This window comes from Kitasatospora sp. NPDC005748, from assembly GCF_040630735.1.
In the GTDB taxonomy this organism is placed as follows: domain Bacteria; phylum Actinomycetota; class Actinomycetes; order Streptomycetales; family Streptomycetaceae; genus Kitasatospora.
Genome location: NZ_JBEXYD010000039.1, coordinates 42,146 through 67,228, shown reverse-complemented (window position 1 = coordinate 67,228; position 25,083 = coordinate 42,146). Strand labels below are relative to the sequence as shown.

At 73.4% G+C, this 25,083-nt stretch carries 19 protein-coding genes; 4 read left to right on the top strand and 15 right to left on the bottom strand.

All coding sequences use genetic code 11. From position 1 onward, the window contains the following. Positions 1 to 133 precede the first annotated feature (133 nt). From ABZ495_RS25130 to nrdR, 4 genes are all read right to left on the bottom strand, one after another. Positions 134 to 700, bottom strand: a complete 567-nt coding sequence (locus tag ABZ495_RS25130; RefSeq protein ID WP_359806479.1) for a Clp protease N-terminal domain-containing protein — start codon at positions 698 to 700, stop codon at positions 134 to 136. A gap of 3 nt (positions 701 to 703) precedes the next feature. Further along, complete coding sequence (locus tag ABZ495_RS25125) at positions 704 to 949, bottom strand: RNA polymerase subunit sigma-70 (RefSeq protein WP_359806481.1); 246 nt, start codon at positions 947 to 949, stop codon at positions 704 to 706. A 221-nt stretch (positions 950 to 1,170) separates the two neighbouring features. Beyond that, complete coding sequence (locus ABZ495_RS25120; RefSeq protein ID WP_352294728.1) at positions 1,171 to 4,062, bottom strand: vitamin B12-dependent ribonucleotide reductase; 2,892 nt, start codon at positions 4,060 to 4,062, stop codon at positions 1,171 to 1,173. 300 nt (positions 4,063 to 4,362) lie between these two features. Then, entirely contained in the window at positions 4,363 to 4,860 is a 498-nt protein-coding gene (gene nrdR, locus ABZ495_RS25115) for a transcriptional regulator NrdR (RefSeq protein WP_329489838.1), read from the bottom strand. Between the two features lie 437 nt (positions 4,861 to 5,297). Between nrdR and lexA the strand changes: the two genes are divergently transcribed. Beyond that, a complete protein-coding gene (lexA, locus tag ABZ495_RS25110; RefSeq protein ID WP_329492269.1) occupies positions 5,298 to 6,083 on the top strand; it encodes a transcriptional repressor LexA in 786 nt (261 codons plus the stop codon). A 102-nt stretch (positions 6,084 to 6,185) separates the two neighbouring features. Here lexA and ABZ495_RS25105 read toward each other — a convergent pair whose 3' ends face one another. The 5 genes from ABZ495_RS25105 to ABZ495_RS25085 form a co-directional block, all read right to left on the bottom strand. After that, positions 6,186 to 8,306, bottom strand: coding sequence for an ATP-dependent DNA helicase (locus ABZ495_RS25105; protein ID WP_359806485.1), 2,121 nt, complete (start codon positions 8,304 to 8,306; stop codon positions 6,186 to 6,188). A gap of 12 nt (positions 8,307 to 8,318) precedes the next feature. Next, positions 8,319 to 10,112 (bottom strand): IucA/IucC family siderophore biosynthesis protein, encoded by a 1,794-nt coding sequence (locus tag ABZ495_RS25100; protein ID WP_359838201.1) that lies wholly within the window; start codon positions 10,110 to 10,112, stop codon positions 8,319 to 8,321. A gap of 7 nt (positions 10,113 to 10,119) precedes the next feature. Continuing rightward, positions 10,120 to 11,583, bottom strand: coding sequence for a SidA/IucD/PvdA family monooxygenase (locus ABZ495_RS25095; protein ID WP_359806487.1), 1,464 nt, complete (start codon positions 11,581 to 11,583; stop codon positions 10,120 to 10,122). A gap of 61 nt (positions 11,584 to 11,644) precedes the next feature. Further along, positions 11,645 to 12,268, bottom strand: coding sequence for a GNAT family N-acetyltransferase (locus ABZ495_RS25090; protein ID WP_359806560.1), 624 nt, complete (start codon positions 12,266 to 12,268; stop codon positions 11,645 to 11,647). An 80-nt stretch (positions 12,269 to 12,348) separates the two neighbouring features. After that, positions 12,349 to 14,088 carry an IucA/IucC family protein gene (locus ABZ495_RS25085; RefSeq protein ID WP_359838199.1) on the bottom strand — a complete coding sequence of 580 codons (1,740 nt, stop codon included), beginning with the start codon at positions 14,086 to 14,088 and terminating at the stop codon, positions 12,349 to 12,351. Positions 14,089 to 14,515: 427 nt separating this feature from the next. Between ABZ495_RS25085 and ABZ495_RS25080 the strand changes: the two genes are divergently transcribed. Beyond that, complete coding sequence (locus ABZ495_RS25080) at positions 14,516 to 15,712, top strand: hypothetical protein (RefSeq protein ID WP_359838190.1); 1,197 nt, start codon at positions 14,516 to 14,518, stop codon at positions 15,710 to 15,712. A 32-nt stretch (positions 15,713 to 15,744) separates the two neighbouring features. Beyond that, positions 15,745 to 16,890: a hypothetical protein gene (locus ABZ495_RS25075; RefSeq protein ID WP_359838188.1), complete on the top strand. Its 1,146-nt coding sequence runs from the start codon at positions 15,745 to 15,747 to the stop codon at positions 16,888 to 16,890. A gap of 78 nt (positions 16,891 to 16,968) precedes the next feature. Here ABZ495_RS25075 and hflX read toward each other — a convergent pair whose 3' ends face one another. The 5 genes from hflX to miaA all read right to left on the bottom strand — a co-directional run bounded on the left by hflX (position 16,969) and on the right by miaA (position 23,886). Further along, positions 16,969 to 18,477 (bottom strand): GTPase HflX, encoded by a 1,509-nt coding sequence (hflX, locus tag ABZ495_RS25070; protein WP_329489832.1) that lies wholly within the window; start codon positions 18,475 to 18,477, stop codon positions 16,969 to 16,971. Between the two features lie 151 nt (positions 18,478 to 18,628). Then, complete coding sequence (locus ABZ495_RS25065; protein WP_359838186.1) at positions 18,629 to 21,004, bottom strand: HD domain-containing protein; 2,376 nt, start codon at positions 21,002 to 21,004, stop codon at positions 18,629 to 18,631. A gap of 180 nt (positions 21,005 to 21,184) precedes the next feature. Then, complete coding sequence (gene dapF, locus ABZ495_RS25060; RefSeq protein ID WP_359838184.1) at positions 21,185 to 22,105, bottom strand: diaminopimelate epimerase; 921 nt, start codon at positions 22,103 to 22,105, stop codon at positions 21,185 to 21,187. Between the two features lie 74 nt (positions 22,106 to 22,179). Next, complete coding sequence (locus tag ABZ495_RS25055; protein WP_359806499.1) at positions 22,180 to 22,689, bottom strand: hypothetical protein; 510 nt, start codon at positions 22,687 to 22,689, stop codon at positions 22,180 to 22,182. 246 nt (positions 22,690 to 22,935) lie between these two features. After that, a complete protein-coding gene (miaA, locus tag ABZ495_RS25050) occupies positions 22,936 to 23,886 on the bottom strand; it encodes a tRNA (adenosine(37)-N6)-dimethylallyltransferase MiaA (RefSeq protein WP_359806502.1) in 951 nt (316 codons plus the stop codon). 169 nt (positions 23,887 to 24,055) lie between these two features. Here miaA and ABZ495_RS25045 point away from each other — a divergent pair, with 169 nt between their 5' ends. Beyond that, entirely contained in the window at positions 24,056 to 24,316 is a 261-nt protein-coding gene (locus tag ABZ495_RS25045; RefSeq protein ID WP_329489827.1) for an antitoxin, read from the top strand. Positions 24,317 to 24,353: 37 nt separating this feature from the next. Here the strand turns inward: ABZ495_RS25045 and ABZ495_RS25040 are convergent, their stop codons facing one another. After that, on the bottom strand, positions 24,354 to 25,052 hold the full coding sequence (locus ABZ495_RS25040) for a class III extradiol dioxygenase subunit B-like domain-containing protein (RefSeq protein ID WP_359806505.1): 699 nt from the start codon (positions 25,050 to 25,052) through the stop codon (positions 24,354 to 24,356). Positions 25,053 to 25,083 lie beyond the last annotated feature (31 nt).

Here is a 25,083-nt window from a genome sequence, read left to right as displayed (position 1 = left end):
CCGGGCGGCTGATCGGTTCACGCTTTCGGCCGATCATATCCATTCAGCTCCTGCCCTCAATGGGCAAGTTGACGGGCAGTATCATTCGTTCACGGCTCGTGCACCGATTGGCGACCTCACCGTCGCACCTCGATCAACTCAAGGTGGCATCCACCGCCCGGCGCAGTGCCGCGAAGTCCAGCCCGTGATCGGCGATGATCCTGGCGCCGAGCCCCTCCCCCTCCCGGACCACCCCGAGCAGCAGGTGCCCGACGCCGATGCGGCCGGACTTCAGCCGGAGCGACTCGCGCAGCGACAGCTCCAGCACCTTCTTCGCCCGAGGCGTGAACGGCACCCGGCCGCCCTTGGCGTCGACCCGGAACCAGCCCCGCCGCCTCGCCTCCGCACCCTCCGCCGGAGCGTCCAGCGCCCCCTCCCCGAACGCCGACTCGACGGCCTCCCGGACGGCGTCCAGATCGACCCCGATCGCCGCCAGCGCCTGCGCGTCGTCGGCCCCGCCGAGCAGCCGGCGCACCGCCCGCCGCACGGCGGCATGGTCCAGCCCCGCCTCGACCAGCACGGCCGCCGACGGATCGTGCGGCATCGCCACGACGGCCAGCAGCAGGTGCTCGGTGCCGATCTGCCCGTGCCGGAGCTGCGCCGCCTCCCGGCCCGCCTGGCCGACCACCAGCCGCGCATCGTCGGTGAAGCGTTCGAACATCGCTCAGCCTCCGTCCTTCTCGCTCGCGGTACCCCCGGCACTCCGCCGGGCGTACTTCTTGTGCACCGCCTGCCTGGTCACCCCGAGACAGACCGCGATGTCCTGCCAGGACCACCCCTGCTCGCGGGCGTTCCCGACCTGCAGGCCCTCCAGGCGATCGGCCAGGTCGCGCAGCGCCCGCACGGCCCGGAGCCCCACCGCGGGATCCCGACTGCTCGCGGCCGCCGCGAGTTCTCCGTTCTCGCTCATATCGTCAACTTAGGTTGACGCCCGTCGCGTGTCAACCCTGGTTGACAGCTACCCCGGGATCCGCAGCGCTCCACCGCGCGAACAACGAGCGCCCGACCGGGCCGCCCCGGTGTCCGGGCAACGCAAAAGGCGGGGCGAGGACCTCGAAAGGTCCTCGCCCCGCCTCGCGGAACTCAGCCGCTCAGGCTGTCATCCGGCACCGGGCCGGCACGGCGGCCGGATCAGCTGCAGCCGCTGGTGGAGCCGCAGCCCTCGCAGAGGTAGCAGCTGCCGGCGCGGCGCATCTTGGTGCCGCAAGAGAAGCAGAGCGGCGCGTCGGCGTTGAGGCCGAGCTGGATCTCCATCAGCTCCGTCGAGTTGTGGGCCCTGCGCGGGGCCTCGACGGCCGGTGCGGGCTTGGCCACCGGGGCGGCCGGAGCCGCCGGGGCCACCGGCGCGGACTGCGCCAGGGTCTCGGTGTCCAGCTCCTCGGCCTCCAGCGGCTCGTAGGAGCCCGTCTCCAGGTGGCGCTGGCGCTCCTCGACGGAGTGGATGCCGAGCGCGGAACGGGTCTCGAACGGCAGGAAGTCCAGCGCCAGGCGGCGGAAGATGTAGTCGACGATCGACTGCGCCATCCGCACGTCCGGGTCGTCGGTCAGACCGGCCGGCTCGAAGCGCATGTTGGTGAACTTCGAGACGTACGTCTCCAGCGGCACGCCGTACTGCAGGCCGACCGAGACGGCGATCGAGAAGGCGTCCATCATGCCCGCGAGGGTCGAGCCCTGCTTGGACATCTTCAGGAAGACCTCGCCGAGGCCGTCGTCCGGGTAGGAGTTGGCCGTCATGTAGCCCTCGGCGCCACCGACCGTGAAGGAGGTGGTGATGCCCGGGCGGCCCTTGGGCAGGCGCTTGCGGACCGGGCGGTACTCGACGATCTTCTCGACCGCGGCGACCGGGGCCGCCTCGGTCTCGGCCTTCGCGTCGCCGGACTTCTTCTTGGCCGACAGCGGCTGGCCGACCTTCGAGTTCTCGCGGTAGATGGCGAGCGCCTTGACGCCCATCTTCCAGGCCTCGAAGTAGATCTCCTCGACGTCCTCGACGGTCGCCGCGGCGGGCATGTTGACGGTCTTGGAGATGGCGCCGGAGATCCACGGCTGGATCGCCGCCATCATCCGCACGTGCCCCATCGGGGAGATGGAACGCTCGCCCATCGCGCAGTCGAAGACCTCGTAGTGCTCGGTCTTCAGGCCGGGCGCGTCCACCACGTTGCCGTGCTCGGCGATGTGGGCGACGATCGCCTCGATCTGCTCGTCCTGGTAGCCGAGGCGCTTCAGGGCGCGCGGCACGGTGCCGTTGACGATCTGCATCGAGCCGCCGCCGACGAGCTTCTTGAACTTGACCAGTGCCAGGTCGGGCTCGACGCCGGTGGTGTCGCAGTCCATCATCAGGCCGATGGTGCCGGTCGGGGCGAGCACCGAGGCCTGGGCGTTGCGGAAGCCGTTCTGCTCGCCGAGGCGCAGCACGTCCTGCCAGGTCTCGGTGGCGGCGGCCCAGACCGGGGCGTCCAGCTCGTCGACCGCGACGGCGGCGACCGAGGCGTCCGCGTGCTGCTTCATGACCTGCCGGTGCGGGGCCGCGTTGCGGGCGTAGCCGTCGTACGGGCCGACCACGCCGGCGAGTTCGGCGCCGCGGCGGTAGGCGGTGCCGGTCATCAGCGAGGTGATGGCGCCGGCCAGGGCGCGGCCGCCCTCGCTGTCGTAGGCGTGGCCGGTGGCCATCAGCAGGGCGCCGAGGTTGGCGTAGCCGATGCCGAGCTGGCGGTAGGCGCGGGTGGTCTCGCCGATCTTCTCGGTCGGGAAGTCGGCGAAGCAGATGGAGATGTCCATCGCGGTGATGACCAGCTCGACGACCTTGGCGAAGCGCTCGGCGTCGAACGAGTCGTCGTCGCGCAGGAACTTCATCAGGTTGAGCGAGGCCAGGTTGCAGCTGGAGTTGTCCAGGTGCATGTACTCGGAGCAGGGGTTGGACGCGTTGATGCGGCCGGACTCCGGGCAGGTGTGCCAGCGGTTGATGGTGGTGTCGTACTGGATGCCCGGGTCGGCGCAGGCCCAGGCGGCCTCGGCCATCTTGCGGAAGAGCTTCTTCGCGTCGACGGTCTCGATGACCTCGCCGGTCATCCGGGCGCGCAGGCCGAATTCGGTGCCGTTCTCGACGGCGGTCATGAATTCGTCGTTGACCCGGACCGAGTTGTTGGCGTTCTGGTACTGCACGGAGGCGATGTCGTCGCCGCCGAGGTCCATGTCGAAGCCCGCGTCGCGCAGGGCGCGGATCTTCTCCTCCTCCTTCACCTTGGTCTCGATGAAGGCCTCGACGTCCGGGTGGTCGACGTCCAGCACGACCATCTTGGCCGCCCGGCGGGTGGCGCCGCCGGACTTGATGGTGCCGGCGGAGGCGTCGGCGCCGCGCATGAAGGAGACCGGGCCGGAGGCGTTGCCACCGGAGGAGAGCAGTTCCTTGGAGGAGCGGATCCGGGAGAGGTTCAGGCCGGCACCGGAGCCGCCCTTGAAGATCATGCCCTCTTCCTTGTACCAGTCGAGGATCGACTCCATGGAGTCGTCGACGGCCAGGATGAAGCAGGCGCTGACCTGCTGGGGCTGCTTGGTGCCGACGTTGAACCAGACCGGCGAGTTGAAGCTGAACACCTGGTGGAGGAGGGCGTAGGTCAGCTCGTGCTCGAAGGTCTCGGCGTCGCCGGGGGTGGTGAAGTAACCGTTCTTCTCGCCGGCGGCGCGGTAGGTGAGCACCACGCGGTCGATGATCTGCTTGAGGCTCCACTCGCGCTGCGGGGTGCCCACGGCGCCGCGGAAGTACTTGGACGTGACGATGTTGACGGCGTTGACCGACCAGAAGTCGGGGAACTCCACGCCGCGCTGCTCGAAGTTGATCGAGCCGTCGCGCCAGTTGGTCATGACGACGTCACGCCGCTCCCAGCGGACCTCGTCGTAGGGGTGTACGCCAGGGGTGGTGTGGATGCGCTCGATCCGCAGGCCGCCCTTGGGGGCCTTGCCGGCGCCCTTGGTCACGGTCTTGTCGGACTTCGACCCGCGTGCGGAACCGCTCGTGGTGTCTGTCACTTCTCGCTCCTCCTCCTGGGCAAACGCCCAAAGTGCCCCGAAAAGTCCGGGCACCGCTGGTTCGTCTTCCGGTGTGCGGACAGGCGACGACCTGCCTGTACCCGCACGGTTTGTGGTGTTCTGTGCGCCGTTTCCGGGCACGCCTCGGCCCCGAGGGGCCGGTATGGCTGATGTGGCTGATGTGGTGCTGTGAGCCCCAAGGGGCCGGTGTGGTGCTGGCGGTCCCGAAGGGCCGGTGCGGCTGGTGTGGCTGGTGTGGGACGAAAGGCCCCGAGGGGCCGGTGGTGCGGAGCCGGCCTCCTAGGGCGCGGCGGCGGCGACGGGCACGCAGGCGCCGTCCGCCTCGGGGACGGGCCGCTCGGCGCGGAGCTCCGCGATGGCGGCCTCGAAGTCTTCCAGTCCGTCGTACGCCTGGTAGACGCTGGCGAAGCGCAGGAAGGCGACGACGTCGAGTTCCTTGAGCGGTCCGAGTATGGCCAGCCCCACGTCGTGGGTGGTCAGCTCGGACTTGCCGGTGGCCCGCACGCACTCCTCGACCTTCTGGCCGAGCTGGGCGAGCGCGTCCTCGGTGACCGGGCGGCCCTGACAGGCCTTGCGGACTCCGGAGATGACCTTCTCCCGGGAGAACGGCTCGGTGACGCCGCTGCGCTTGATGACCATCAGTGCGGCCGTCTCCACCGTGGTGAAACGGCGGCCGCAGTCCGGGCACTGCCGGCGACGGCGGATCGAGCTGCCGTCTTCGGTGGTCCGGCTGTCGACGACGCGGCTGTCGGAGTGCCGGCAGAAGGGGCAGTGCACCTGAAGATCCCTCCCGGGCAGGACGTGCGGACTGGTCGAGTCTATGCGATGAGGACCCGGCACCGCCAAGCGGATCATGCGACGTGACCACTAGTACTGGGCCCGGGGAGGACTGTAACCACTACATGTGGGTCCAGGGGGGAAGCGACACCCCTGGCGTGTCGGCGCCGATTAGACTGCCGGAGTCGCGTTCGAGTCGAACATTTAAGCGATGTACAACAAAGCCTTGATCGAGTCAGCCAACTCCCGAATAATTCACTCGAACGTGTGTTTGGCGCAACCTTTCGATAGGAGGTGCCGTTGGGCTGGAAAAGGGGAGAGGACAGCCGTCGAGAGGGGCCGCCGTGAACACGATCGAAAGCAACACCATCCCGGTGCAGGAACACTCCCAGCTCAAGGTGGGGCAGCGCACCACGAATCAGCAGAGTGTGGACAGCATGGACCGTAGCGAAGAACACCGCCTCTCCGGCCAGGCCATTTCCCATCCGGGCCGCGTTCCCGACCAGCCGATCGAGCACGCCGCCGTCCTGGACGACAGCCACCCGGTCCCCGCGCGCTCGCTGCCCGGCCGCCCCCCCGGCATCCGGACGGACGAGGCCGGGCTGACCGAGCGCCAGCGGCGGGTGATCGAGGTCATCCGGGACTCGGTCCAGCGTCGCGGCTACCCGCCGTCCATGCGGGAGATCGGCCAGGCCGTCGGCCTGTCCAGCACCTCCTCGGTCGCCCACCAGCTGATGGCCCTGGAGCGCAAGGGCTTCCTGCGCCGGGATCCGCACCGCCCGCGCGCCTACGAGGTCCGCGGCGTCGAGGTGGCCCGCCCCAACACCGCCGAGACGGCCGGGCGTCCGTCCACCTCGTACGTGCCACTGGTCGGGCGGATCGCCGCCGGCGGCCCGATCCTGGCCGAGCAGACCGTCGAGGATGTCTTCCCGCTGCCGCGCCAGCTGGTCGGCGAGGGCGAGCTGTTCGCGCTGACCGTGCGTGGCGACTCGATGATCGAGGCCGCCATCTGCGACGGCGACTGGGTGACCGTCCGCCGCCAGCCGGTCGCCGAGAACGGCGACATCGTGGCCGCGATGATCGACGGCGAGGCGACCGTGAAGCGCCTCAAGCGCGAGGACGGCCGGATCTGGCTGATGCCGCACAACCCGGCGTACGAGCCGATCAACGGTGACAACGCGACCATCCTGGGCAAGGTCGTCGCCGTGCTGCGCCGCCTCTGAGCCGCCCGGTACGGCGCCCACCGGGAAGGGGCTCCACCGCACGGTGCGGGGAGCCCCTCCGGTGTGCCCGGGCGTCGGCCGCCTCTCGGGGCGACCGACGCCTCAGCCCCGCTTGACCACCGGCCGCACCGGCGCCGCGGAGGCGTCGATCGCCGCCAGTGAGCGACGCACCTGGTTGCGATCGGTGGTGTACCAGAACTCCGGCATCGAGGAGCGGAAGAAGCTCCCGTACCGCTTGGTCTCCACCCGCGGGTCCAGCACCGCCACCACACCGCGGTCGTCCGCCGCGCGGACCAGCCGGCCCGCGCCCTGCGCCATCAGCAGCGCGGCATGGGTGGCCGCGACGGCCATGAAGCCGTTCCCGCCGCGCTGTTCGACGTCCCGCTGGCGGGCGCTCATCAGCGGGTCGTCCGGGCGCGGGAACGGGATCCGGTCCATCACCACCAGCTGGCAGGCCGAGCCGGGCACGTCCACGCCCTGCCAGAGCGAGAGCGTGCCGAACAGGCAGGTGGTCGCGTCCGAGGCGAACTCGCGGATCAGCTCACCCAGGGTGTCCTCGCCCTGGAGCAGGATCCGGTTGTCCAGCCGCTCGCGCATCGCCTCGGCGGCGGCCTGGGCGCCGCGCATCGAGGAGAACAGGCCGAGCGTCCGCCCGCCGGCCGCGCCGATCAGCTCGGCGAGTTCGTCCAGCATGTCGGGGCGCTCCGGGTCCCGCCCCGGGTCGGCCAGGTGCCGGGCGACGTAGAGGATGCCCTGCTTGGGGTACTTGAACGGCGAGCCGACGTCGATGCCGCGCCAGTGCGGCACCGCGTCCTCGCCGAAGGCGGCCTCGGGGGCGTCGCCCTCGGTGCGCTGGTCCGGCAGCCGAGCCTCCGAGGGCAGGCCGACCGAGGCGGCGACGCCGGTGAAGTCCCCGCCGAGCTTCAGCGTGGCGGAGGTGAACACCACCGAGCGCTCCTTGTAGAGGCCCTCCCGCAGCAGCCCGGAGACGCTCAGCGGGGCGACCCGCAGCGAGGCGGTGCCCAGGCCGTACCGGTCGCTGCGCTCGATCCAGACCACGTCGTACTCGGAGTCGGCCAGCAGCCGCTCGGCCGTCTCGTGCAGCGCCTCGGCGGAGGCCATCGCCTGCTTGCGCACCGCGTCCTCGTCGGTGAGCGCCTTGTCCCGCGTCTCGCCGAGCGAGGTGATCACCTGCCGGCTGGCGTCCCGGATCGCGGTGACCGCGTACGCCAGGTACTCGGGCAGCTCCTCGACCCGGCCGGGCTGGGCGGTCTCCATCAGGCCGTGGTAGTTCTCCGCGGCCCCCTGGAGGGCGTCCACCGCCTTCTCGTTCGCCAGCCTGGCCGCGCGCTTGACCGCCCGGTTGACCGCGCCGACGGTCAGCTCGGCGGTGGCCGCGCCGGTGACCCGGTTGACCAGCTCGTGCGCCTCGTCGACGATCAGCAGCTCGTGCTCCGGCAGCACCGGCGCGCCCTCGAGGGCGTCGATCGCCAGCATCGCGTGGTTGGTGACCACCACGTCCGCCAGCTTGGCGCGCTCCCGCGCCTTCTCGGCGAAGCACTCCTGCCCGTACGCGCAGCGGGTGGCGCCCAGGCACTCCTTGGAGGTGACCGAGAGCTGGGCCCAGGCCTTGTCGGAGACGCCGGGGCTCATGTCGTCCCGGTCGCCGGTCTCCGTCTCGTCCGCCCACTCGCGCAGCCGCATGACGTCCTGGCCGAGCTTGCCGGTGGGGCCGCCGAGGGCGTCCACCGGATCGAAGAGGCCCTCGCCCTCCTCGCTCGGGGTGCCCTCGTTGGCCCGGTGCAGGCAGAGGTAGTTGGAGCGGCCCTTGAGCATCGCGAACAGCGGACGGCGGCGCAGCACCGGGTGCAGCGCCTCCACCGTCCGCGGCAAGTCCCGCTCGACCAGCTGGCGTTGGAGCGCCAGGGTGGCCGTGGCGACCACCACGCGGTCCCCGTGGGCGAGGGCCGGCACCAGGTAGGCGAGGGACTTGCCGGTGCCGGTGCCGGCCTGCACCAGCAGGTGCTCGCCGTTGTCGACGGCGTCGGCGACGGCCTCGGCCATCCTGACCTGGCCGGGGCGCTCGACGCCGCCGACGGCGGCCACGGCGGCGTGCAGCAGCTCGGGGAGCTGGGCCCGCGGGACGGCCTCGACCGCGCCGGCGGCGGCCGACCCGTCGGCCTCGTCGTCGGCGGGGGGCTGGGATTCGGAGTCGTTCGTCATGACCCACCCAGCCTACGGGGCGGGGGTGACAATCCGGTCCCGCCGGCCGTGCGGCACCGCGGCTCCCGCGGCGGCCAGCGCGTTGGGCACGGTGCCGTGCCGGGCCGCGTGCGGGCGGTGCGGGCGGTCCCCGTAACCGTCCAGCAGCAGCCGGTTCCGGTTGAGGCAGAGCCGGTCGATCCGCGGGCGGAACAGGTCGAAGAGCTCGAACCGCTCGCGCAGCTCGGGGAAGCGCTCCTGGTAGCGCAGGATCTCGGCCCGCAGCAGGGCCCAGAACTCGGCCTCGGGCAGTCCGGTCTGCGCCTCCAGCAGCGGGGCGAGGTAGCGGTAGACGCCGATGAACAGGCCGGAGTGGAGGAACTGGCAGAGGCCCTGCGGGTCCTCGCGCAGCAGTACCTCGGCCACCTCGGCGGGCAGCTCGCGCAGCTCGGGCAGGTCCTGGTCGCTCAGGTTGACGTCGTCGACGAAGTCCTTGACCGCGAGCCGGGCCGGGGCGTCCCGCTCGTCGAAGACCACGATGGCGTTCTCCCCGTGCGGGGAGAAGACCAGGCCGTACCGGTAGAGGAAGTGCAGCAGCGGCGGCAGCATCGCCGCGAACAGCCGGGCGGTCCACGCGGCGGGGGTGAGGCCGGAGCGGGCGATCAGCTCGGCGGCCAGCGCCCGCCCGTCGGAGCCGGTCTGCAGCAGCGCCGCCAGGGCGCGGGCGCGCTCGCCGCCGTCCAGGCAGGGGCCGAGCGGCTCGCGCCAGATCGCGCCGAGCAGTTCCTTGTACTGGTAGGGCGCCTCCGGCAGCTCCCGGTAGAGCGGGTGGTCGACGGTGACGGAGGCGATCTCGCCGAGCAGCACGATCCGGCACTCGTCGCGCAGGAACGGGTCGGCCTGCCGGATCCCGTGGATCCAGGCGGTCACGGCGGGCGCGGCCAGCGTGCGCTCGGTGGGCAGGCCGCGCCAGACCAGGGTGTTGAGGATGGCGAGCGGCAGCTTGACGGTGCAGCGGTCGGGCCGGCTCCGGTTGAAGAAGGAGCGGATGGACTGCTGGGGCAGCCGCAGGTCGCCGTCGGTGGGCAGCGGGACGATCTCACCGCTCGCGATCCACGGGGCGAACAGCGGGACGACGGTCTCGTCCCACTGCCAGGGGTGCACCGGCAGCAGCAGGTAGTCGTCGGCGTCCGGGCCGAGGACGGCGCGCAGGGCGGCGGGGTCGTCGAGCTCGCGCGCGTACAGCTGCTCGGGCTCGGCGACGCCGGGAACGCCGCGGTACTGCGCCAGCCGGCGGTGCACGGCGATCCAGGGCAGTGGTCGCGGGGTGCGCGCCTCCGGTGCCCAGCGGGCGGCGTCGGTGGCGGAGAAGCCGAGCCGGCCCTTGTTGGGGACGATCCAGGGGTGGCCGCCCTGCCGGCCCTCCAGCTCGGGGTGGCCGAGGTCGGCGAGCTCGGCGGCGGTGAGCGCGGTGGCGAGCTGGTGGGCGTCGGCGATCAGGGTCGCGGTGAGTTCGCGGATCAGGTGGCCGGTGGTGTCGCCGCGCAGCCCGAGGGTGTGCCGGGCGTAGGGGAGGAAGCGCAGCGGGTCCAGGCCGTCCGGCCGGGAGCAGCGCACCGAGTCCGGGACGACCTGCCAGCCGCCGTACGCGCCGCGGCCGGCGGTGAAGCGGTACTCGGCCTCGGGCAGCCGGAGCAGGTAGCCGTCGGGGCCGGCGGGGACGGGGGTGATCAGCTCCTCGTAGGCGAACTCGCCGAGCATCTTGGCCAGCAGCGCGCGGCCGGCCCGCGCCCAGTGCCCGGCGGTGAGCTGCGGGGGCAGGTACAGCGGGGGTTCAGCGGCCGGCGGTTGCGGCACGGGTCCACTCCTGGGGTCGCGGAACGGCGGGGACGTCCGCGGTGGCGGGGACGTCGCCCATGGCGGGGGCGGCAGGGCCGGTGGAGCCACCGGGGGTGGCGGGGGTGACGGGGGTGAGGGGGGTGACGGGTGGTGCGAAGCCGGTCCAGGCGGTGCGTTCGGGCAGCCGGTGGACCGTCCGGCCGGCGACGGCGTTGAGGATCACGGCGGCCCGGTGGGCGCCGAGCCCGAGATCGGGAGTGCCGACGCCATGAGTGTGCAACTCGGCGTTCTGTACGTACAGTCCGCCGACGAGGTCGGGCAGGGTCGCGACCCGGTGGTCGAGGTCGACCCGGTAGCGCCCGGCCGTGTCCCAGTCGATCAGGTGGGCGAGCGGCTCCAGGGCGGCCGGGCGGGCGGCGCGGTACCCGGTGGCGAGCACCACGGCGTCGGTGCGCAGCACGTGCTCGACGCCCGAGTCACCGTGCCGGCAGCGGAGTTCGAGACCGCCGCAGGGGCCGGGCCGGGCGTCCGTGACGGCCGTGCCGGGGGTGATCTCGACCGGGGCGTCGTCGATCGGCCGGCCGATGGTCCGCTCGTACAGGTGGTCGTGGATCTCGGCGAGGGTCTCGGCGCTGGCGGCCTTGTGCAGTTGCCACTGGGACTCGACCAGGGTGTCCCGGACGGGCCCGGGCAGGCCGTGGAAGTAGCGGGTGTAGTCGGGCGTGAAGTGCTCCAGCCCGAGCTTGGAGTACTCCATCGGCGCCAGCGCCCGGGTGCGGGTGAGCCAGCGCAGCCGGACGCCCTCCCCCACCCGGCGCAGCAGGTCGAGGAAGACCTCCGCGCCGGACTGCCCGCTGCCGACCACGGTGATGTCGCGCGCGTCGTCCAGGGTCGCCCGGCGGTCCAGGTAGTCGGCGGAGTGGAAGGCCCGGGGGTGGCCGTCGAGGGCGGTGAAGGCCTCGGGCAGCACCGGCCGGGTGCCGACGCCGAGCGCGAGGTTGCGGGCGTGCACCTCGGTGCGCCGGCCGGTGGCGGTGTCGCGGAGTTCGGCCCGGTACAGCGCGCCGTCCCGGTGCAGCGCGGTGACCTCGGTGCCGAAGCGGCAGTTGCCGAGCCGTTCGGCCGCCCAGCGGCAGTAGTGGTCGTACTCCCGGCGGGGCAGCTGGAAGCGCTCGGCGAAGTAGAACGGGAAGAGCCGGTCCTGCTCGCGCAGGTAGTTGAGGAAGGACCAGCGGTTGGTCGGGTCGACCAGGGAGACCAGGTCGGCGAGGAAGGGGACCTGCATCCGGGCCCCGTCGACCAGCATCCCGGGGTGCCAGCGGAACTCCGGGCGCTGGTCGCAGAAGAGCGTGCGCAGGCCGGGGGCGGGTTCGGCCAGCGCGGCGAGCGAGAGGTTGAACGGGCCGATGCCGACGCCGAGCAGGTCGTACGGCGCGGGTGGGGCTGCTGGGGTGTCCATGGAGTCGGAGGTGTCCTCGGCGGGGTCGGTCGCGGGCGGGCGGGCGGCGGAGGGGGCACGGTCAGGCGGCGGGCGGCCGGGCGGCGGGGGCTCGGTCCGGCGGCACCCGGCCCGGCCGGTCCGGACCGCGGTCGCGGACCATCAGCGCCGCGCGCTTGTCGGGCAGGTCGAGTTCGGCGGCCCGGGTGAAGCCGGCCCGCTCGAAGGCACGGATCGAGCGCAGGTTCCGGACGTCGGGCTCGGCGACCACCCGCCGGCAGCGCGGCCGCGCCCGCAGGATGCGGTCGGCCAGCGCGGCGAGCAGGGTCGCGCCCAGGCCCCGCCCCCGGCAGTCGGCGGGGCCGAGCAGCAGGTGGACGCCGGTGTCGTGGGGCTGGGCCGGGTAGTGCGCGGCGAGCGGGTCGAGGTCGGCGCGGTAGATCTCCCAGTAGCTCATCGGGGCGCCGTCGAGCAGCCCCAGGCGGGGCAGGCTGCGGGCGTCGCCGTCGAGCTGGGCCCGCAGGTGCCGTTCGGTGACGGCGGGCGGCCCGGCGAGCTCCCAGAAGGCGGCGGTCTCGGGGTCGTTCATCCACCCGGCGAGCAGCTCCAGGTCGGCGGGCAGCCGGACCGGGCGGAGCCGGAACTCCCCCGCGCCGGTGGCCATCGGGCCCCGGTCGGTCACACCGTCGGGGCCTTCGGCGGACACGCCGTCGGAGCCCTCACCGGAAACGTCCTCAAGACCTTCACCGGTACCGCAGCCGTCGTCGGAGCCGCTCGCGCGGGAGTTCACGCGCCGGCCACCGGGTTGGGGATGTCGACGTAGACGGACTGCGTGGCCACCGGTCCGACCAGCTCGTCCAGGCCGTTGATCCGGGTGAGCAGGTTGGCCTTGCAGGGCAGCGTGGCGGCGTCCAGCAGGAGCGCGGGCAGCGCGGACCCGGTGGCCGCGACGCGCGGTCCGGACAGGAAGCCGCGCAGGGCGGCCAGCAGCACCGACTCGTCGGCCAGCCGCTGCGAGCCGAAGGCGCCGATCAGGCCCAGGACGTGGTTGATCCCGAGGTAGTAGGCGAAGTGGTGGTCGATCACCTCGTCGGCCAGGAAGGTGTCGCTCCGGGCACCGAGCCCGGGCAGCCGGGCGGTGAGCCGGTCGGCCGCGCTCTGCCGGTAGTAGAAGCCCTGGTTGTCCCGGTAGCGGCCGCCCTGCGGCCACCCGTCGGCGTCGAGCAGGACGAGGCTGTTCTGCTGGTGCGCCTCCAGCGCGATGCCGGCCTGGCCGTCCAGCCAGAGCACCGGCAGGACGACGGCGTCCAGGTAGCGCAGGAACCATTCGGCGGCCACCGTGGGCAGCGGGCGTCCGCAGCGCGCGGCGAGCGCCCGCAGGGTGTCGCCGAGCCGCGACGGTACGGTGTCGCCGGTGCCGAGCGGCTGTTCGGCGACCAGCCCGGCCACGCAGAGGGCGCGGTCGCCCGGGGCGAACGGCTGGGCGCGCAGCACGGTGTCCAGCCCGCCGGGGTCGCCGAGCGCGGGGTGGTCGACGCCGATCCAGGCCGGGTCGCGGACGATGTCGAAGCCGGGGTGGGCGGCCCGCCACTCGGCGGCCAGTCCGGTCTCCAGCAGCCGGTGCATCTCCAGGCCCCGGTGGAGCTCCTTGCGGAGGTTCTCCCGCCGGGAGTTGGTGATCCGCAGGCCGAGCGAGAGCTTCAGCATCCAGGGCGTGCCGGGCCGGTAGACGGTGCGCACCGAGGAGGTCGGGTACCAGGGGTCACCGGCCGGGCCGAGGTCGCGCAGCCGCCCGTCGGCGAGCAGTTCCGCGACGGCCGGGCGCAGGGCGAGCTCGCGGGCCTGCCAGGGGTGCAGCGGGAGGGCGGCCGTCCCGGGCGGCACCAGGGTCGGGTCGCCGAGCAGGTGGGCGGTGATCCGGTCGGCGCTCTCGGTCAGCGCCGAACCGGCCGCGAGCAGGTCGCGGTCGACGGCGTACCAGTGCAGCCGGAAGGAGCCGTGGAGCTCCGGGGAGTACGCGGCGCTCTGCGCGGGCCCGAGGCCGTCGCGGCTCTTGGGCGTCGGGTGCAGCGGGTGGCCCAGCAGCAGGGACTGCTCGGCGGCCAGGAACTGCGAGCCCTCCGGCCCGCCGGGGGCGGCGGCGGTGCGGCGGTGGGCCAGGATGTCGGCGGTGCGGACCACCGAGTCGGCGACCCGGGCGGCGAGGTCGGCGACCTGGCCGGGGTCGGGGCGGTCGGCGGCCGCGGCGGCGAGCAGGGCGGCGGCGGTGACGGCGTCCACCGGGGCGGCGGCGGTGCCCTCACCGACCGCGAGGGTGGCCGGGCCGAAGCGGTGCCAGCCGGCCGGCGACCAGTAGCGGACCGGGGCGAGCAGCCGGGCGGCGCCGCCGAGTACGGCGATGCGCAGCCGCCCGTCCGTCCCGGGTACCGCCCCGGTCTCCCGGGCCCAGCACCGCAACAGGGCCTCCAGACCGGCCTGTTCGGCGGCGACGGCCGGGTCCGGATGGAGCAGCGGGTCGGGCGGCACCGGGCGGGCCGCGGCCGGCCGGACCCCGGCGGGCTGGACCGGGGCGGGGTGGCGCGTCGGGGCTTCGGGCGGGGCTCCGGTGACGGCGGTGCTCAAGGCTGCTCCTCGTGGCGCGTGGGGTGCGGACGCGCGCTGGTGGTGGAGAGGGTGTGGCGGGCGCTCGCACCGTCGCGTCAGGTAAGGGTTAGCTATCCCCGAGGGGTGATCACAAGGGCTGCTCACTCGTCCGAGTGAAGAGCGGTGAGAGTTCAACACTCAGGAGGGAGGACCTGCCGTGCCAACGAGCCAACCGGGCGTTCGTCACAGATCGGTGACCTCCGGCCGCCGTCGCAACCCGGGGGTCGGCCCGCGTCGTCCTGGTGGCCAGTGGGAGACTCCAAGGCGGTCGGCCGCCGCCGCACAGGACCAGCAGGGGGAAGCGAACACCATGCCATCGATCCACCGGTCAGCCATGGCCGCGGCCCTCGCCGCCGGAACGCTGCTCGTCGTGACGGCCTGCGGGCCCGACGGCCCCTCCGGCGGGGGCACCGCCGCCCCGCCGCCGGCCCCGGCGAGCGGCAGCGCCACGACCGCCGGGGGTGGCGGCGTGATCGGCGGCGGTGTGATCGGCGGCCTGACCCTGCCGTCGGGCATCCCGACCAGCCTGCTGGAGGGCCTGCCCACGAGCTGGGACGACCTGAAGAAGTGGAAGTTCGAGGACTGGGACAACTGGGCCTCCAAGCACGTCTTCAACAACCCGGTGGTGAAGGACTTCTGGAACCCGGACAAGATGGGCGACTCCAAGCCGGCCGACCCGGCCCCGCCCACCGCGAAGCCGACCGGCGACGCCGGGGTGACCGATCCGGACCCGGCCCCGGTCAAGGCCACGCCGGTGACCCGCCCGTACACCAAGCAGCCGTCCGGCAAGGTGTTCTTCAGCGCCGACGGCGGCCGCGGCAACTGCTCGGCCACGGTGATCGCCGACCCGGCGCACCCCGGCAAGAGCAACCTGGTCTGGACCGCCGGGCACTGCGTGCACCCCGGCAAGGGCGGCGACTTCTACAAGGACCTCGTCTTCGTCCCCGCCTACAACAACTCCGGTGCCTCCAGCGGCGGCAAGAAGGCCCCGCTCGCGGAGCTGGCACCGCTGGGCACCTGGTGGGCCAAGGACGTGGTGACCTCGCCGCAGTGGACGGTCGAGGGCGGCGGCACCGGTGACGCCGCCAACCAGTACGACTTCGCCGTGATGCGGGTGCAGAACCAGAACGACACCGGCAAGTCGCTGGAGGAGACGGTCGGCGCGGCCGTCCCGGTCTGGTTCGACGCCCCGCGCGACCGGATCTCCGCCTCGGCCTGGGGCTACCCGCTCTACAAGCCCTTCGACGGGCAGGAGTTGTACAAGTGCGACGGCGGGAAGCCCACCCGGCTCTCCTTCGACGCCAAGCGCCCGGCGATGCTCACCATCGGCTGCACCATGACCCAGGGCTCCAGCGGCGGCGGCTGGTTCGCCCCGATGCCGGACGGCCGGACCGCCCTGGTCAGCAACACCTCCATCGGCACCCAGGACCACACCTCGCTGAGCGGCCCGTACCTGGAGACGGTCGCCAAGCAGGCCCTGGACTACATCTCCAGGAAGCAGAAGTAGCCGCCTCCGCGCCGAAGACCACACGGGGACCGATGACCATGCCGAAGACCAGGCACCGCACCGCGCCGGCGGCCGCCGCCGTACTCGCCGCGCTCGCGCTCACCGCGACCGCCTGCGAACCGGAGGACGCGGGAAGCGCCGACGCCGCGTCCACCCCGGCCACGACCGCCGCCGCCACCGCCGCGTCCGCCAAGCCGGGCGCACTGCCCGGCAGCCTCCAGGACCTCGCCGGCTGGAAGCTCGACGACTGGGCCCGTTTCGTCAGCGAGAACGCCTTCGTCAACGAGGTCGCCCAGGGCTTCTGGTCGATCGCCAAGATGGAGAACGCCAAGGGTCGGCCCACCCCGGAGTACTCGCACAAGAGCCCGGGGAACACGGTCGTCCGGGACGACCCGCCGGCGGCCGTCCCGGCCAGGCCGCAGCCGCACCCGTACAGTCCGGCGACGGCGGTGGTCGGCAAGATCTTCATGACCGCGCCCGAGGGCGACTCGATGTGCTCGGGCACCGTGGTCTCCGACCCGGCCAACCCGGGCCGCAGCAACCTCGTCTACACCGCCGCGCACTGCCTGCACGACGGCAAGGGCGGCGGCTGGCTGAAGAACATCGTCTTCGTCCCCGGCTACAACCGCGACGGCCAGGCCAGCCGGGGCAGGCAGTACACCGAGCAGCAGGTCTCCCCGTACGGGCGGTGGACGGCGGTCCGCGCGCTGGTCGCGCCGACCTGGGTGAAGGAGACCGGTGTCGGCCCCAACTCCCAGTTCGACTACGGGATCATCCGGGTCCGCAACGAGAACGGCTCCGGCAAGTCGCTGGAGGAGACGGTCGGCGGCTCCGTCCCGATCTGGTTCAACGCCCCGCGCGAGCAGATCACCTCGGCCTTCTCCTACGGCTACCCGGCCGAGCGGCCGTTCGACGGCATGGAGCTCAACCACTGCGACTCCACCGTCCGGCCGGTCAGGCTCTCCTTCGACCAGGCCCGCCCGCCGATGTACGTGATCGGCTGCACCATGACCGGCGGGTCCAGCGGCGGCGGCTGGTTCATCACCAAGGACGGCAAGCCGAACCTGATCAGCGTCAACTCGATCGGCAACCGCAACCCGTCCGAGTACATGGCCGGCCCCTCGCTCCAGGACCAGGCGAAGCAGGCCTTCGACTACTTCTCCAAGAACGCCAAGTAGGACGCGCCCGGCCCCCGGGGACGACGACGGGCCCCGGCCTCCCGCAGGGGGAGGCCGGGGCCCGTCGGCTGCCGGTGCTCAGCTCTGCGAGCTCAGCGCGACCGCGTAGCGCTCCAGCTCGGCGGCCAGCTCGGCCGGCACCTTCGCGTGCAGCAGGGTGCCCTCGGCGGTGTGCTCGGTGGAGAGCAGCTCGCCCTCGGCGTGCACCCGGGAGACCAGGCCGCCCTGGGTGTACGGGACCAGCACCTGCACCTCGATCGCCGGGCGCGGCAGCTCGTCGTCGATGAGCTTCAGCAGCTCCTCGATGCCCAGGCCACTGCGGGCCGACACCACGATCGCATGCGGCTCGCGGCGCAGCAGGCGCTGCAGCACGAGCGGGTCGGCGGCGTCCGCCTTGTTGATCACCACGATCTCCGGCACGTTCTGTGCCTCGACCGAGACGATCACCTCGCGGACAGCGGCCAGCTGCGTCTCCGGCTCGGGGTGCGAGCCGTCCACCACGTGCAGGATGAGGTCCGCGTCGGCGACCTCCTCCATGGTCGAGCGGAACGCCTCGACCAGGTGGTGCGGCAGGTGCCGGACGAAGCCCACGGTGTCGGCCAGGGTGTAGAGCCGGCCGCTCGGGGTCTGCGCCCGGCGCACCGTGGGGTCGAGGGTGGCGAACAGCGAGTTCTCCACCAGCACGCCCGCGCCGGTGAGCCGGTTGAGCAGCGAGGACTTGCCGGCGTTGGTGTAACCGGCGATGGCCACGGACGGCACCTGGTGGCGCTTGCGCTCCTGGCGCTTGGTGTCGCGGCCCTTCTTCATGTCGGCGATCTCACGGCGGAGCTTCGCCATCTTCTCGCGGATCCGCCGCCGGTCGGTCTCGATCTTGGTCTCACCGGGACCACGGGTGGCCATGCCGCCGCCGGACGAGCCGGAGCCACCACCACCCATCTGCCGGGAGAGCGACTGACCCCAGCCCCGCAGGCGCGGCAGCATGTACTGCATCTGCGCGAGCGAGACCTGCGCCTTGCCCTCGCGGGACTTGGCGTGCTGGGCGAAGATGTCCAGGATCAGGGCCGTCCGGTCGACGACCTTGACCTTGACGACGTCTTCCAGGTGGATCAGCTGGCCCGGGGTGAGCTCACCGTCGCAGACCACGGTGTCGGCGCCGGTCGCCGCGACGATGTCGCGCAGCTCCTTCGCCTTGCCGGAGCCGATGTAGGTGGCCGCGTCGGGCTTGTCGCGGCGCTGGATGACGCCGTCCAGCACCTCGGAACCGGCGGTCTCGGCGAGGGCGGCGAGCTCGGCCAGCGAGTTCTCCGCCTCCTCGACGGTGCCGTCGGTCCAGACGCCGACGAGCACCACGCGCTCCAGACGGAGCTGGCGGTACTCGACCTCGGTGACGTCCTGGAGTTCGGTGGAGAGGCCGGCGACACGGCGCAGGGCGGCTCGCTCGCTGCGGTCGTACTGGTCGCCGTCGTAGTGGTGGTCGAGGTCCTCGTCGATGGCCGCGAGGTCCTCGTCCATGAGGGCTTCCGCCCGCAGACCGTCGAAGCGGCGCGGGGCGTCGGCGTGGTCGCGGGTGTCTGACGTGGAGGTCATTCTGTCCTTTGGCTGCAGGAGTGGGACGGCCTGTGGGCGCGACCGTGCACAACGGTCTCACCCGGAGTCTGCCCAGCTGCCGCCCCGTCTACCGCTCGGGCGAGTCGTGAGCTACCCCTCAGGGCCACGGAGCCCACTGGGACTCTTGTGTTCAGTGTCCAGTGAACGCCGCGGACCGGCCGTGAATTCCCCATGATGGTCGCACGCCGGGCGCCGACGGGTCATCCCCATTTCCCTGCGCGGACACCGGCCCGGACACCGACTCGGACACCGCGCCGGAGACCGGCTCGGGCACCGGGCCCGGCGCCGGGCGGGTCGCCGCCCCGGCCGCCGCGGCCGGGGTGCGGGCGCCGCCCCCCGCCGGGGCGTACGGCCGGCCCACGTCGTACACCCCGGAGACCCGGAGCATCGCCCGCAGCACGGCGGGCAGCGCGCCCGGCTCGGGCAGCTCCACGGTGTAGGTGTGCCGCACCCGCAGCTCCTGCGGCGGCTCCACCTCCGCCGAGACGATCCCGACGCCCTCCCCCGAGATCGCCGCGGTGAGGTCCGCCAGCAGCCGGGGCCGGTTCAGCGCCTCGGCCCGCAGGGTGGCCCGGTAGCCGGACGGCGGCGCGGCGCCGGGCCGCCAGCGGACCTCCGGGGTGCCCCGCCCGTCCGCCCGCATCCGCTCGCCGGCCGGACAGCCGGTGCGGTGCACGGCGACCGCGCCGCCGCGGATCGCGAAGCCGCTGACCTCGTCCGGTGGCACCGGGGTGCAGCAGCGGGCCAGCCGGACCGGCGCCCCGGGCCGGCCGACCACCGTGACCGGGGCCTCGCCGCGCTCGGCGGTGCGGTGCGCGGGCGGTGCCGGCTGGCCGGCCGACGGCCCGGTGCGGACCACCGGGACGCGCGGCGGGTGGTCGGCCAGCCACCGTTCGATGGCCAGCCGGGCGGCCGGCGTGCGGGCGTGCGCCAGCCACTCGGGCGCCGGGCCGGACGGGCGGGCGGCCGGATCGCCCTGCTCGGTGAGGATGGCCACCCGGTCACCGTCCTGGAGGACGGTGGAGAGCGCGGTGAGCCGGCCGTTGACCCGGGCGCCGATACATCGGTGGCCGGTCTCCTCGCCGAGCAGGTAGGCCGCGTCGACGCAGCTGGCACCGGCCCGCAGCTGAAGCGTTTCGCCGGCCTCGGTGACGACGGTGATCTCGCGGTCCCCGGCGAGGTCGGCGGTCAGCGCGGACCAGAACGCGTCCGGATCGGGCGTCTCCTGCTGCCACTCCAGCAGCCGGCTGAGCCAGCCGGGTCTGGCCGGGTCGGTGCGGTCCAGCTCGTCCGCGCCCGGCTCGGTGCCGGGCTGGCGGGGGTCCCCGAGGGCCACCACCCCGGTCTCGGCGATCTCGTGCATCCGCCGGGTGCGGACCAGCACCTCGACCACCTCGCCACCCTCCAGCGCCACCGCGGTGTGCAGCGACTGGTAGAGGTTGAACTTGGGAGCGGCCACGAAGTCCTTGAACTCGCCCGGCAGCGGTGTCCAGCAGGTGTGCAGTTCGCCGAGCACGGCGTAGCAGTCCGCGTTCTCCTCGACCACCACCAGCACCCGGCCGAAGTCGGCGGGCTGGGGCCCCTGCGGGCGCCCGTCCGGCCCGGCGGCGGCGTCCCGCTTGAGCAGGACCCGGTGCAGCGAGACGCAGTGCCGCGGCCGGACGGTGACCTCGGCGGCCACCCCGGCCTCGGCGAGCTGGCGGCCCAGCGCCAGGGCGAACGGGGCGAGCAGGGCGTCCGGGTGGTCCTCGCGGCCGGCCAGCAGCGCCCTGGTCCGGGCGTACTCCTCCGGGTGCAGGGTGGCGAAGACGATGTCCTCCAGCTCCGCCTTGAGCACCTGGATGCCCAGCCGCTCGGCCAGCGGGATCAGCACGTCCCGGGTGACCTTGGCGATCCGGACCCGGCTGGCCGGCTTCATGTGCCGGATGGTGCGCATGTTGTGCAGCCGGTCGGCGAGCTTGATGACCATCACCCGGACGTCGTCCCCGGTGGCGACCAGCATCTTGCGGAAGGTCTCCGCCTCGGCCGCCGCACCGAAGTCGACCTTCTCCAGCTTCGTCACCCCGTCGACCAGGTAGGCGACTTCGGGCCCGAAGCCGGCCCCCACCTGGTCCAGCGTCAACTCGGTGTCCTCCACGGTGTCGTGGAGCAGCGAGGCGACCAACGTGGTCGTCCCGGCGCCGAGTTGGGCCAGGATCATGGTGACGGCCAGTGGGTGGGTGATGTACGGCTCGCCGCTCTTGCGCTTCTGCCCGCGGTGGCTGGCCTCGGCGAGCCGGTAGGCCCGGCCGAGCAGGCCGAGGTCGGCCTGCGGATGGTGGCGGCGGTGGGCCTGCACCAGCGGTTCGAGCGCGTCCGGCACCGGCGTGCGGCCGGTGGCCAGCAGGGCGGCGCGCCCGGCCCGGCCGAGGGCGGCCCGGCCGAGGCCTCCCAGGGGCCGCTTGGGCCCGGCCTGCCGTGCGGACGTCGGCTGCCCCGCCAGGGGCTGCCCGGCTTCGATGGTCATCGGCACCTCCGGCAGCGGTCACCGGGAGCATTGGCCGACCCGGTGGTCCATGCTACCGAGCAGAGCACGTTCCGCGACGCCCTGCTCCCCGTCGGTCATCGGGATCACCCGAACGGGGGGATTCATCACCGCACGAAATGGGCAAACCGGCCGCACTGCCAGGGCCTGTTCGAACCGGACCTACCGGTGGGCGGTGGCGAGCCACCCCGGGTCGAGCTCGCCGCGGGCCACGATGACCGCCGGACCGGTCTTCTCCACCCGGCCGTCCGGGTACTCGGTGATCATCAGCCGGCCCCCGAGCACGTCCACGGTGTAGGTGACGGCCTCACCGGTGACCGCCGGGTCGACACCGTCCCGCCGGGCGGCGGCCACGGCGACGGCGCAGGCCCCGGTGCCGCAGGAGCGGGTCTCGCCCGAGCCGCGCTCGTGCACCCGCATCGCGACGTGGCGCGGACCGCGGTCCACCACGAACTCGACGTTGACGCCCTCCGGGTAGGCGTTCGCGGGGCTGGTGAGCGGCGCGCTCAGCAGGTCGCCGGCCTGGTCGAGGCTGTCCACGAAGGCCACCGCGTGCGGGTTGCCCATGTTCACGTTGCGGGCCGGCCAGCGCCGCTCGCCGACCGCCACCTCGATGCCGTCCGGTCCGGGCAGCACCGCGCGGCCCATGTCCACGGTCACCTGACCGGGCGTGCCGTCCCCGGCGTCCGCGCCCACCCGCACCCGCCGCACGCCGGCCCGGGTGGCCACCGCCAGCTCGCCAGGCTCGGCCAGCCCGGCCTCGACCAGGTAGCGGGCGAAGACCCGGACCCCGTTGCCGCACATCTCGCCGATCGAACCGTCGGAGTTGCGGTAGTCCATGAACCACTCGGCCTGCTCCGCCTGGTCGGCCGCGACCGGGTCGGCGGCCGAGCGCACCACCCGCAGCAGCCCGTCCCCGCCGATGCCGGCCCGGCGGTCGCAGAGCGCGGCGACCGCCTCGGGGCCGATCGTCAGCAGGCCGTCCGGATCGGGCACGATGACGAAGTCGTTCTGGGTGCCGTGCCCCTTCAGGAAGGGCAGGCCGGCGGGGGTCACGGAGGATTCGCTCACCCTCCCGATCATACTGAGCGGGCCCGCTCCGCAGCGCCGCGGACCAGCAGGCGGACCGCGCCCGCCGAGGCGGCGGGCGCTGGCGGTCAGCGCAGGTGGACGACCCGCCACAGCGCGAGCGCGCAGGCGACCAGGGCGACCAGGGTGTAGATCACGATCGCCTTCCACCCGGCGCGCCGGCCCGAGCCGCGACGCGGCAGCCCCGGCCACTTGTACCCGGCGTGCCGGGCGGCCATCGCGCCCCAGCCGACCGAGGCCGCGGTGAGCAGCAGACCGAGCATGCCGACCATCGCGGAGCCGGCCCCGGCCGAGCCGAAGGCGAGCGGGAAGGCGAACATCAGCGAGCCGGCGGTGCCCAGCAGCGCGATCGGCAGGGTCTGCCACCAGCGCAGCCGGCGGCGCGGCCGGATCTCCCGCTCGTGCACCGCGCCGGCCGGGGCGCTGGTGTCCAGGGCGGGCAGCGCGAGCGCGTAGGAGGTCGGTCCGTCGAGACCCGCCAGCACCGGCAGGTCCGGCAGGGAGGAGGTGTCGGGGCCGTCGGCCTGAGCCGTGGCGCTCCCGCTCTGACCGCTTTCGGGGCCGGTACCCGTCGACACGCGGCCTCCCCTGACAGTTCGACACGAGTGCGGACTCGCGGCCGGGCAACGGTCGACCCGCCCGGGGCCGACCCTTATGGCATCGATGATGGCATGTCCAGGAGGGCGTTCCGGGCCTGACCGGGGCCATCGGGTGATCCGTGGCCATGACGTGATCCGGCCGTAACCGCGGGTTCGTCCTGCACGCCCACCTGCGCGCGCAGGTGCACCGCCGGATTGGCCGGATCCCGTCCACGGGCCGTCCGATTACTGACGCTCGATCAGCTCCAGTGAGCGGGAGAGCAGCTCGGCGGGGTCGGCGCCGGCCGGCCGGGAGAGCCAGTGGATCCGGTCGTCGCGCCGGAACCAGGACTCCTGGCGGCGGGCGAACCGCTTGGTGGCCCGGACGGTCTCGGCACGGGCCTCGTCCTCGGTGCACTCGCCGGCGAAGTGGTCCAGCACCTGCTGGTAGCCGAGCGCCCGGGAGGCCGTCCGGCCCTCACGCAGGCCGAGCCCCTCCAGCTCCCGCACCTCGTCCAGGAGTCCGGCCCGCCACATCCGGTCGACCCGCAGGGCGATCCGCTCGTCCAGTTCGGGCCGGGGCACCGCGACGCCGATCTGGACGGCGTCGTAGACGGCGGTGTTGCTCGGCAGGTTGGCGGTGAAGGGCTGCCCGGTGATCTCGATGACCTCCAGCGCCCGGACGATCCGTCGGCCGTTGCCGGTCAGGATCGCCTCGGCGGCGGCCGGGTCCAGCTCCGCCAGCCGCCGGTGCAGCGCGTACGGGCCGGCCTGCGCCAGCTCGGCCTCCAGCCGGGCCCGGACCTCCGGGTCGGTGCCGGGGAACTCCATCTCGTCGATCGCCGCCCGGACGTACAGGCCCGAGCCGCCGACCAGGACGGCGGTCCGGCCGGCCGCGAGCAACCGGTCGATCTCGGCCCGGGCCAGCCGCTGGTACTCGGCGACGCTGGCGGCCTCGGTGACGTCCCAGATGTCCATCAGGTGGTGCGGGACGCCCTCGCGCTCCGCCAGGGTGAGCTTGGCCGTACCGATGTCCATGCCCCGGTAGAGCTGCATCGAGTCGGTGTTGATCACTTCGCCGCCCAGGGCCCGGGCGAGGGCGACGGCCAGGTCGGACTTGCCGGCGGCGGTCGCGCCCACCACCGAGACGACGCGCGGCGGGGCGGCATGGGGCTGGACGGTACGGGAGCTGCTCACCGGACCAGTCTCGCAAAACCGTCGCCGCGCCGGTGACCTCCCCGTCCGTCCGGCCCCACCGGGCGACGATATGAGCGGTTCCGGCCGTTTTCACCGGGCTGCGAACGGTTCGGCCACGACGGACGTTGAGCAGGAAACAGAGAGGAACGGTGAGACCACCATGGGTCTGATGGACAACCTCAAGGGCAAGGCCGGCGAGCTCAAGGGGAAGGCGAGCGAACTGGCCGGCAAGCACAGCGAGCAGATCGAGCAGGTGGTGGACAAGGCCGGCGGCGCGATCGACAAGGCGACCAAGGGCAAGTACAGCGACAAGATCGAGCACGGCGCCAGCAAGGCCAAGGGGGCGGTCGACGACTTCGCCCACAAGCCCGGCGACCCGGGCGCTCCAGGGGCTCCCGGCGCTCCCGGTGCCGGCGGCCCGTCCGCCTGACCCCGGCCCGCTCCCGGGTCGCTCGCCGGGCCCGGTCTCAGCTCCAGGACGCGACGAAGTACCCGACCCCGTACGGCGCGTCCCGGTAGCCCAGCCGCGCGGTGAGGCCGGCGCCCCCGGCGGCGCCGGCCAGCACCTGCCAGGGGGCCCGGCCCTCGGCCAGCAGCTCGCCGGCCAGGCCCGGGTCGACGGCGGCCAGCGCCGCCGTGTCCGCCGAGCCCAGCGCGTCCGCGATCACCGCGTCGAAGCCCTCGGCCCGCTCGTCCAGGTAGCCCGGCGCCTTCAGCGAGCGGCAGGCGCTGCCGTCGCCCATCACCAGCAGCCCGACCCGGTCGGCCAGCCCGGCCAGCCCCTGGCCCAGCCCGAGCATCCGGTCGGCGGGCGCGTCGGCGGGCACCGCGCAGGCGTGCGTCGGCAGGGTGGCCCCGGCCCGCTCCAGCAGCCAGGCGCCGACGGTCAGCGCGGGGCTCAGCTCCGGCCCCTCGACCCGGCCGGACGGCAGCCTGGCCACCAGCGGCACGCCGTACCGGTGGAAGGAGCCCGCGCCGCCCTCGGTCCAGACCTCGGGCTCGGGACCGGTCCCGACCACCACGACCAGCTCCGGTCCCGCCGCGAGCAGCGCGGCGAGCGCCTCGTCGCAGGCCGCGCGCAGCGGCTCCAGCTCGGCGGCGGCGCCGGCGGCGACCTCCGGGACGAGCAGCGGCGGACAGGGGCAGACGGCGGCGGCAACCAGCATGTGGATCACTCTAACGAAGAAGGACGGCCGT

Excerpts from the sequence above, each read along its gene's own strand:
- dapF (WP_359838184.1), bottom strand. The coding sequence starts at position 22,105 with ATGATCGGGAGGGTGAGCGAATCCTCCGTGACCCCCGCCGGCCTGCCC.
- ABZ495_RS25040 (WP_359806505.1), bottom strand. The coding sequence starts at position 25,052 with ATGCTGGTTGCCGCCGCCGTCTGCCCCTGTCCGCCGCTGCTCGTCCCG.
- ABZ495_RS25065 (WP_359838186.1), bottom strand. The coding sequence starts at position 21,004 with ATGACCATCGAAGCCGGGCAGCCCCTGGCGGGGCAGCCGACGTCCGCA.
- ABZ495_RS25105 (WP_359806485.1), bottom strand. The coding sequence starts at position 8,306 with ATGACGAACGACTCCGAATCCCAGCCCCCCGCCGACGACGAGGCCGAC.
- lexA (WP_329492269.1), top strand. The coding sequence starts at position 5,298 with ATGGACCGTAGCGAAGAACACCGCCTCTCCGGCCAGGCCATTTCCCAT.
- ABZ495_RS25095 (WP_359806487.1), bottom strand. The coding sequence starts at position 11,583 with ATGGACACCCCAGCAGCCCCACCCGCGCCGTACGACCTGCTCGGCGTC.
- ABZ495_RS25125 (WP_359806481.1), bottom strand. The coding sequence starts at position 949 with ATGAGCGAGAACGGAGAACTCGCGGCGGCCGCGAGCAGTCGGGATCCC.
- ABZ495_RS25075 (WP_359838188.1), top strand. The coding sequence starts at position 15,745 with ATGACCATGCCGAAGACCAGGCACCGCACCGCGCCGGCGGCCGCCGCC.
- ABZ495_RS25130 (WP_359806479.1), bottom strand. The coding sequence starts at position 700 with ATGTTCGAACGCTTCACCGACGATGCGCGGCTGGTGGTCGGCCAGGCG.
- ABZ495_RS25080 (WP_359838190.1), top strand. The coding sequence starts at position 14,516 with ATGCCATCGATCCACCGGTCAGCCATGGCCGCGGCCCTCGCCGCCGGA.
- ABZ495_RS25045 (WP_329489827.1), top strand. The coding sequence starts at position 24,056 with ATGGACAACCTCAAGGGCAAGGCCGGCGAGCTCAAGGGGAAGGCGAGC.
- hflX (WP_329489832.1), bottom strand. The coding sequence starts at position 18,477 with ATGACCTCCACGTCAGACACCCGCGACCACGCCGACGCCCCGCGCCGC.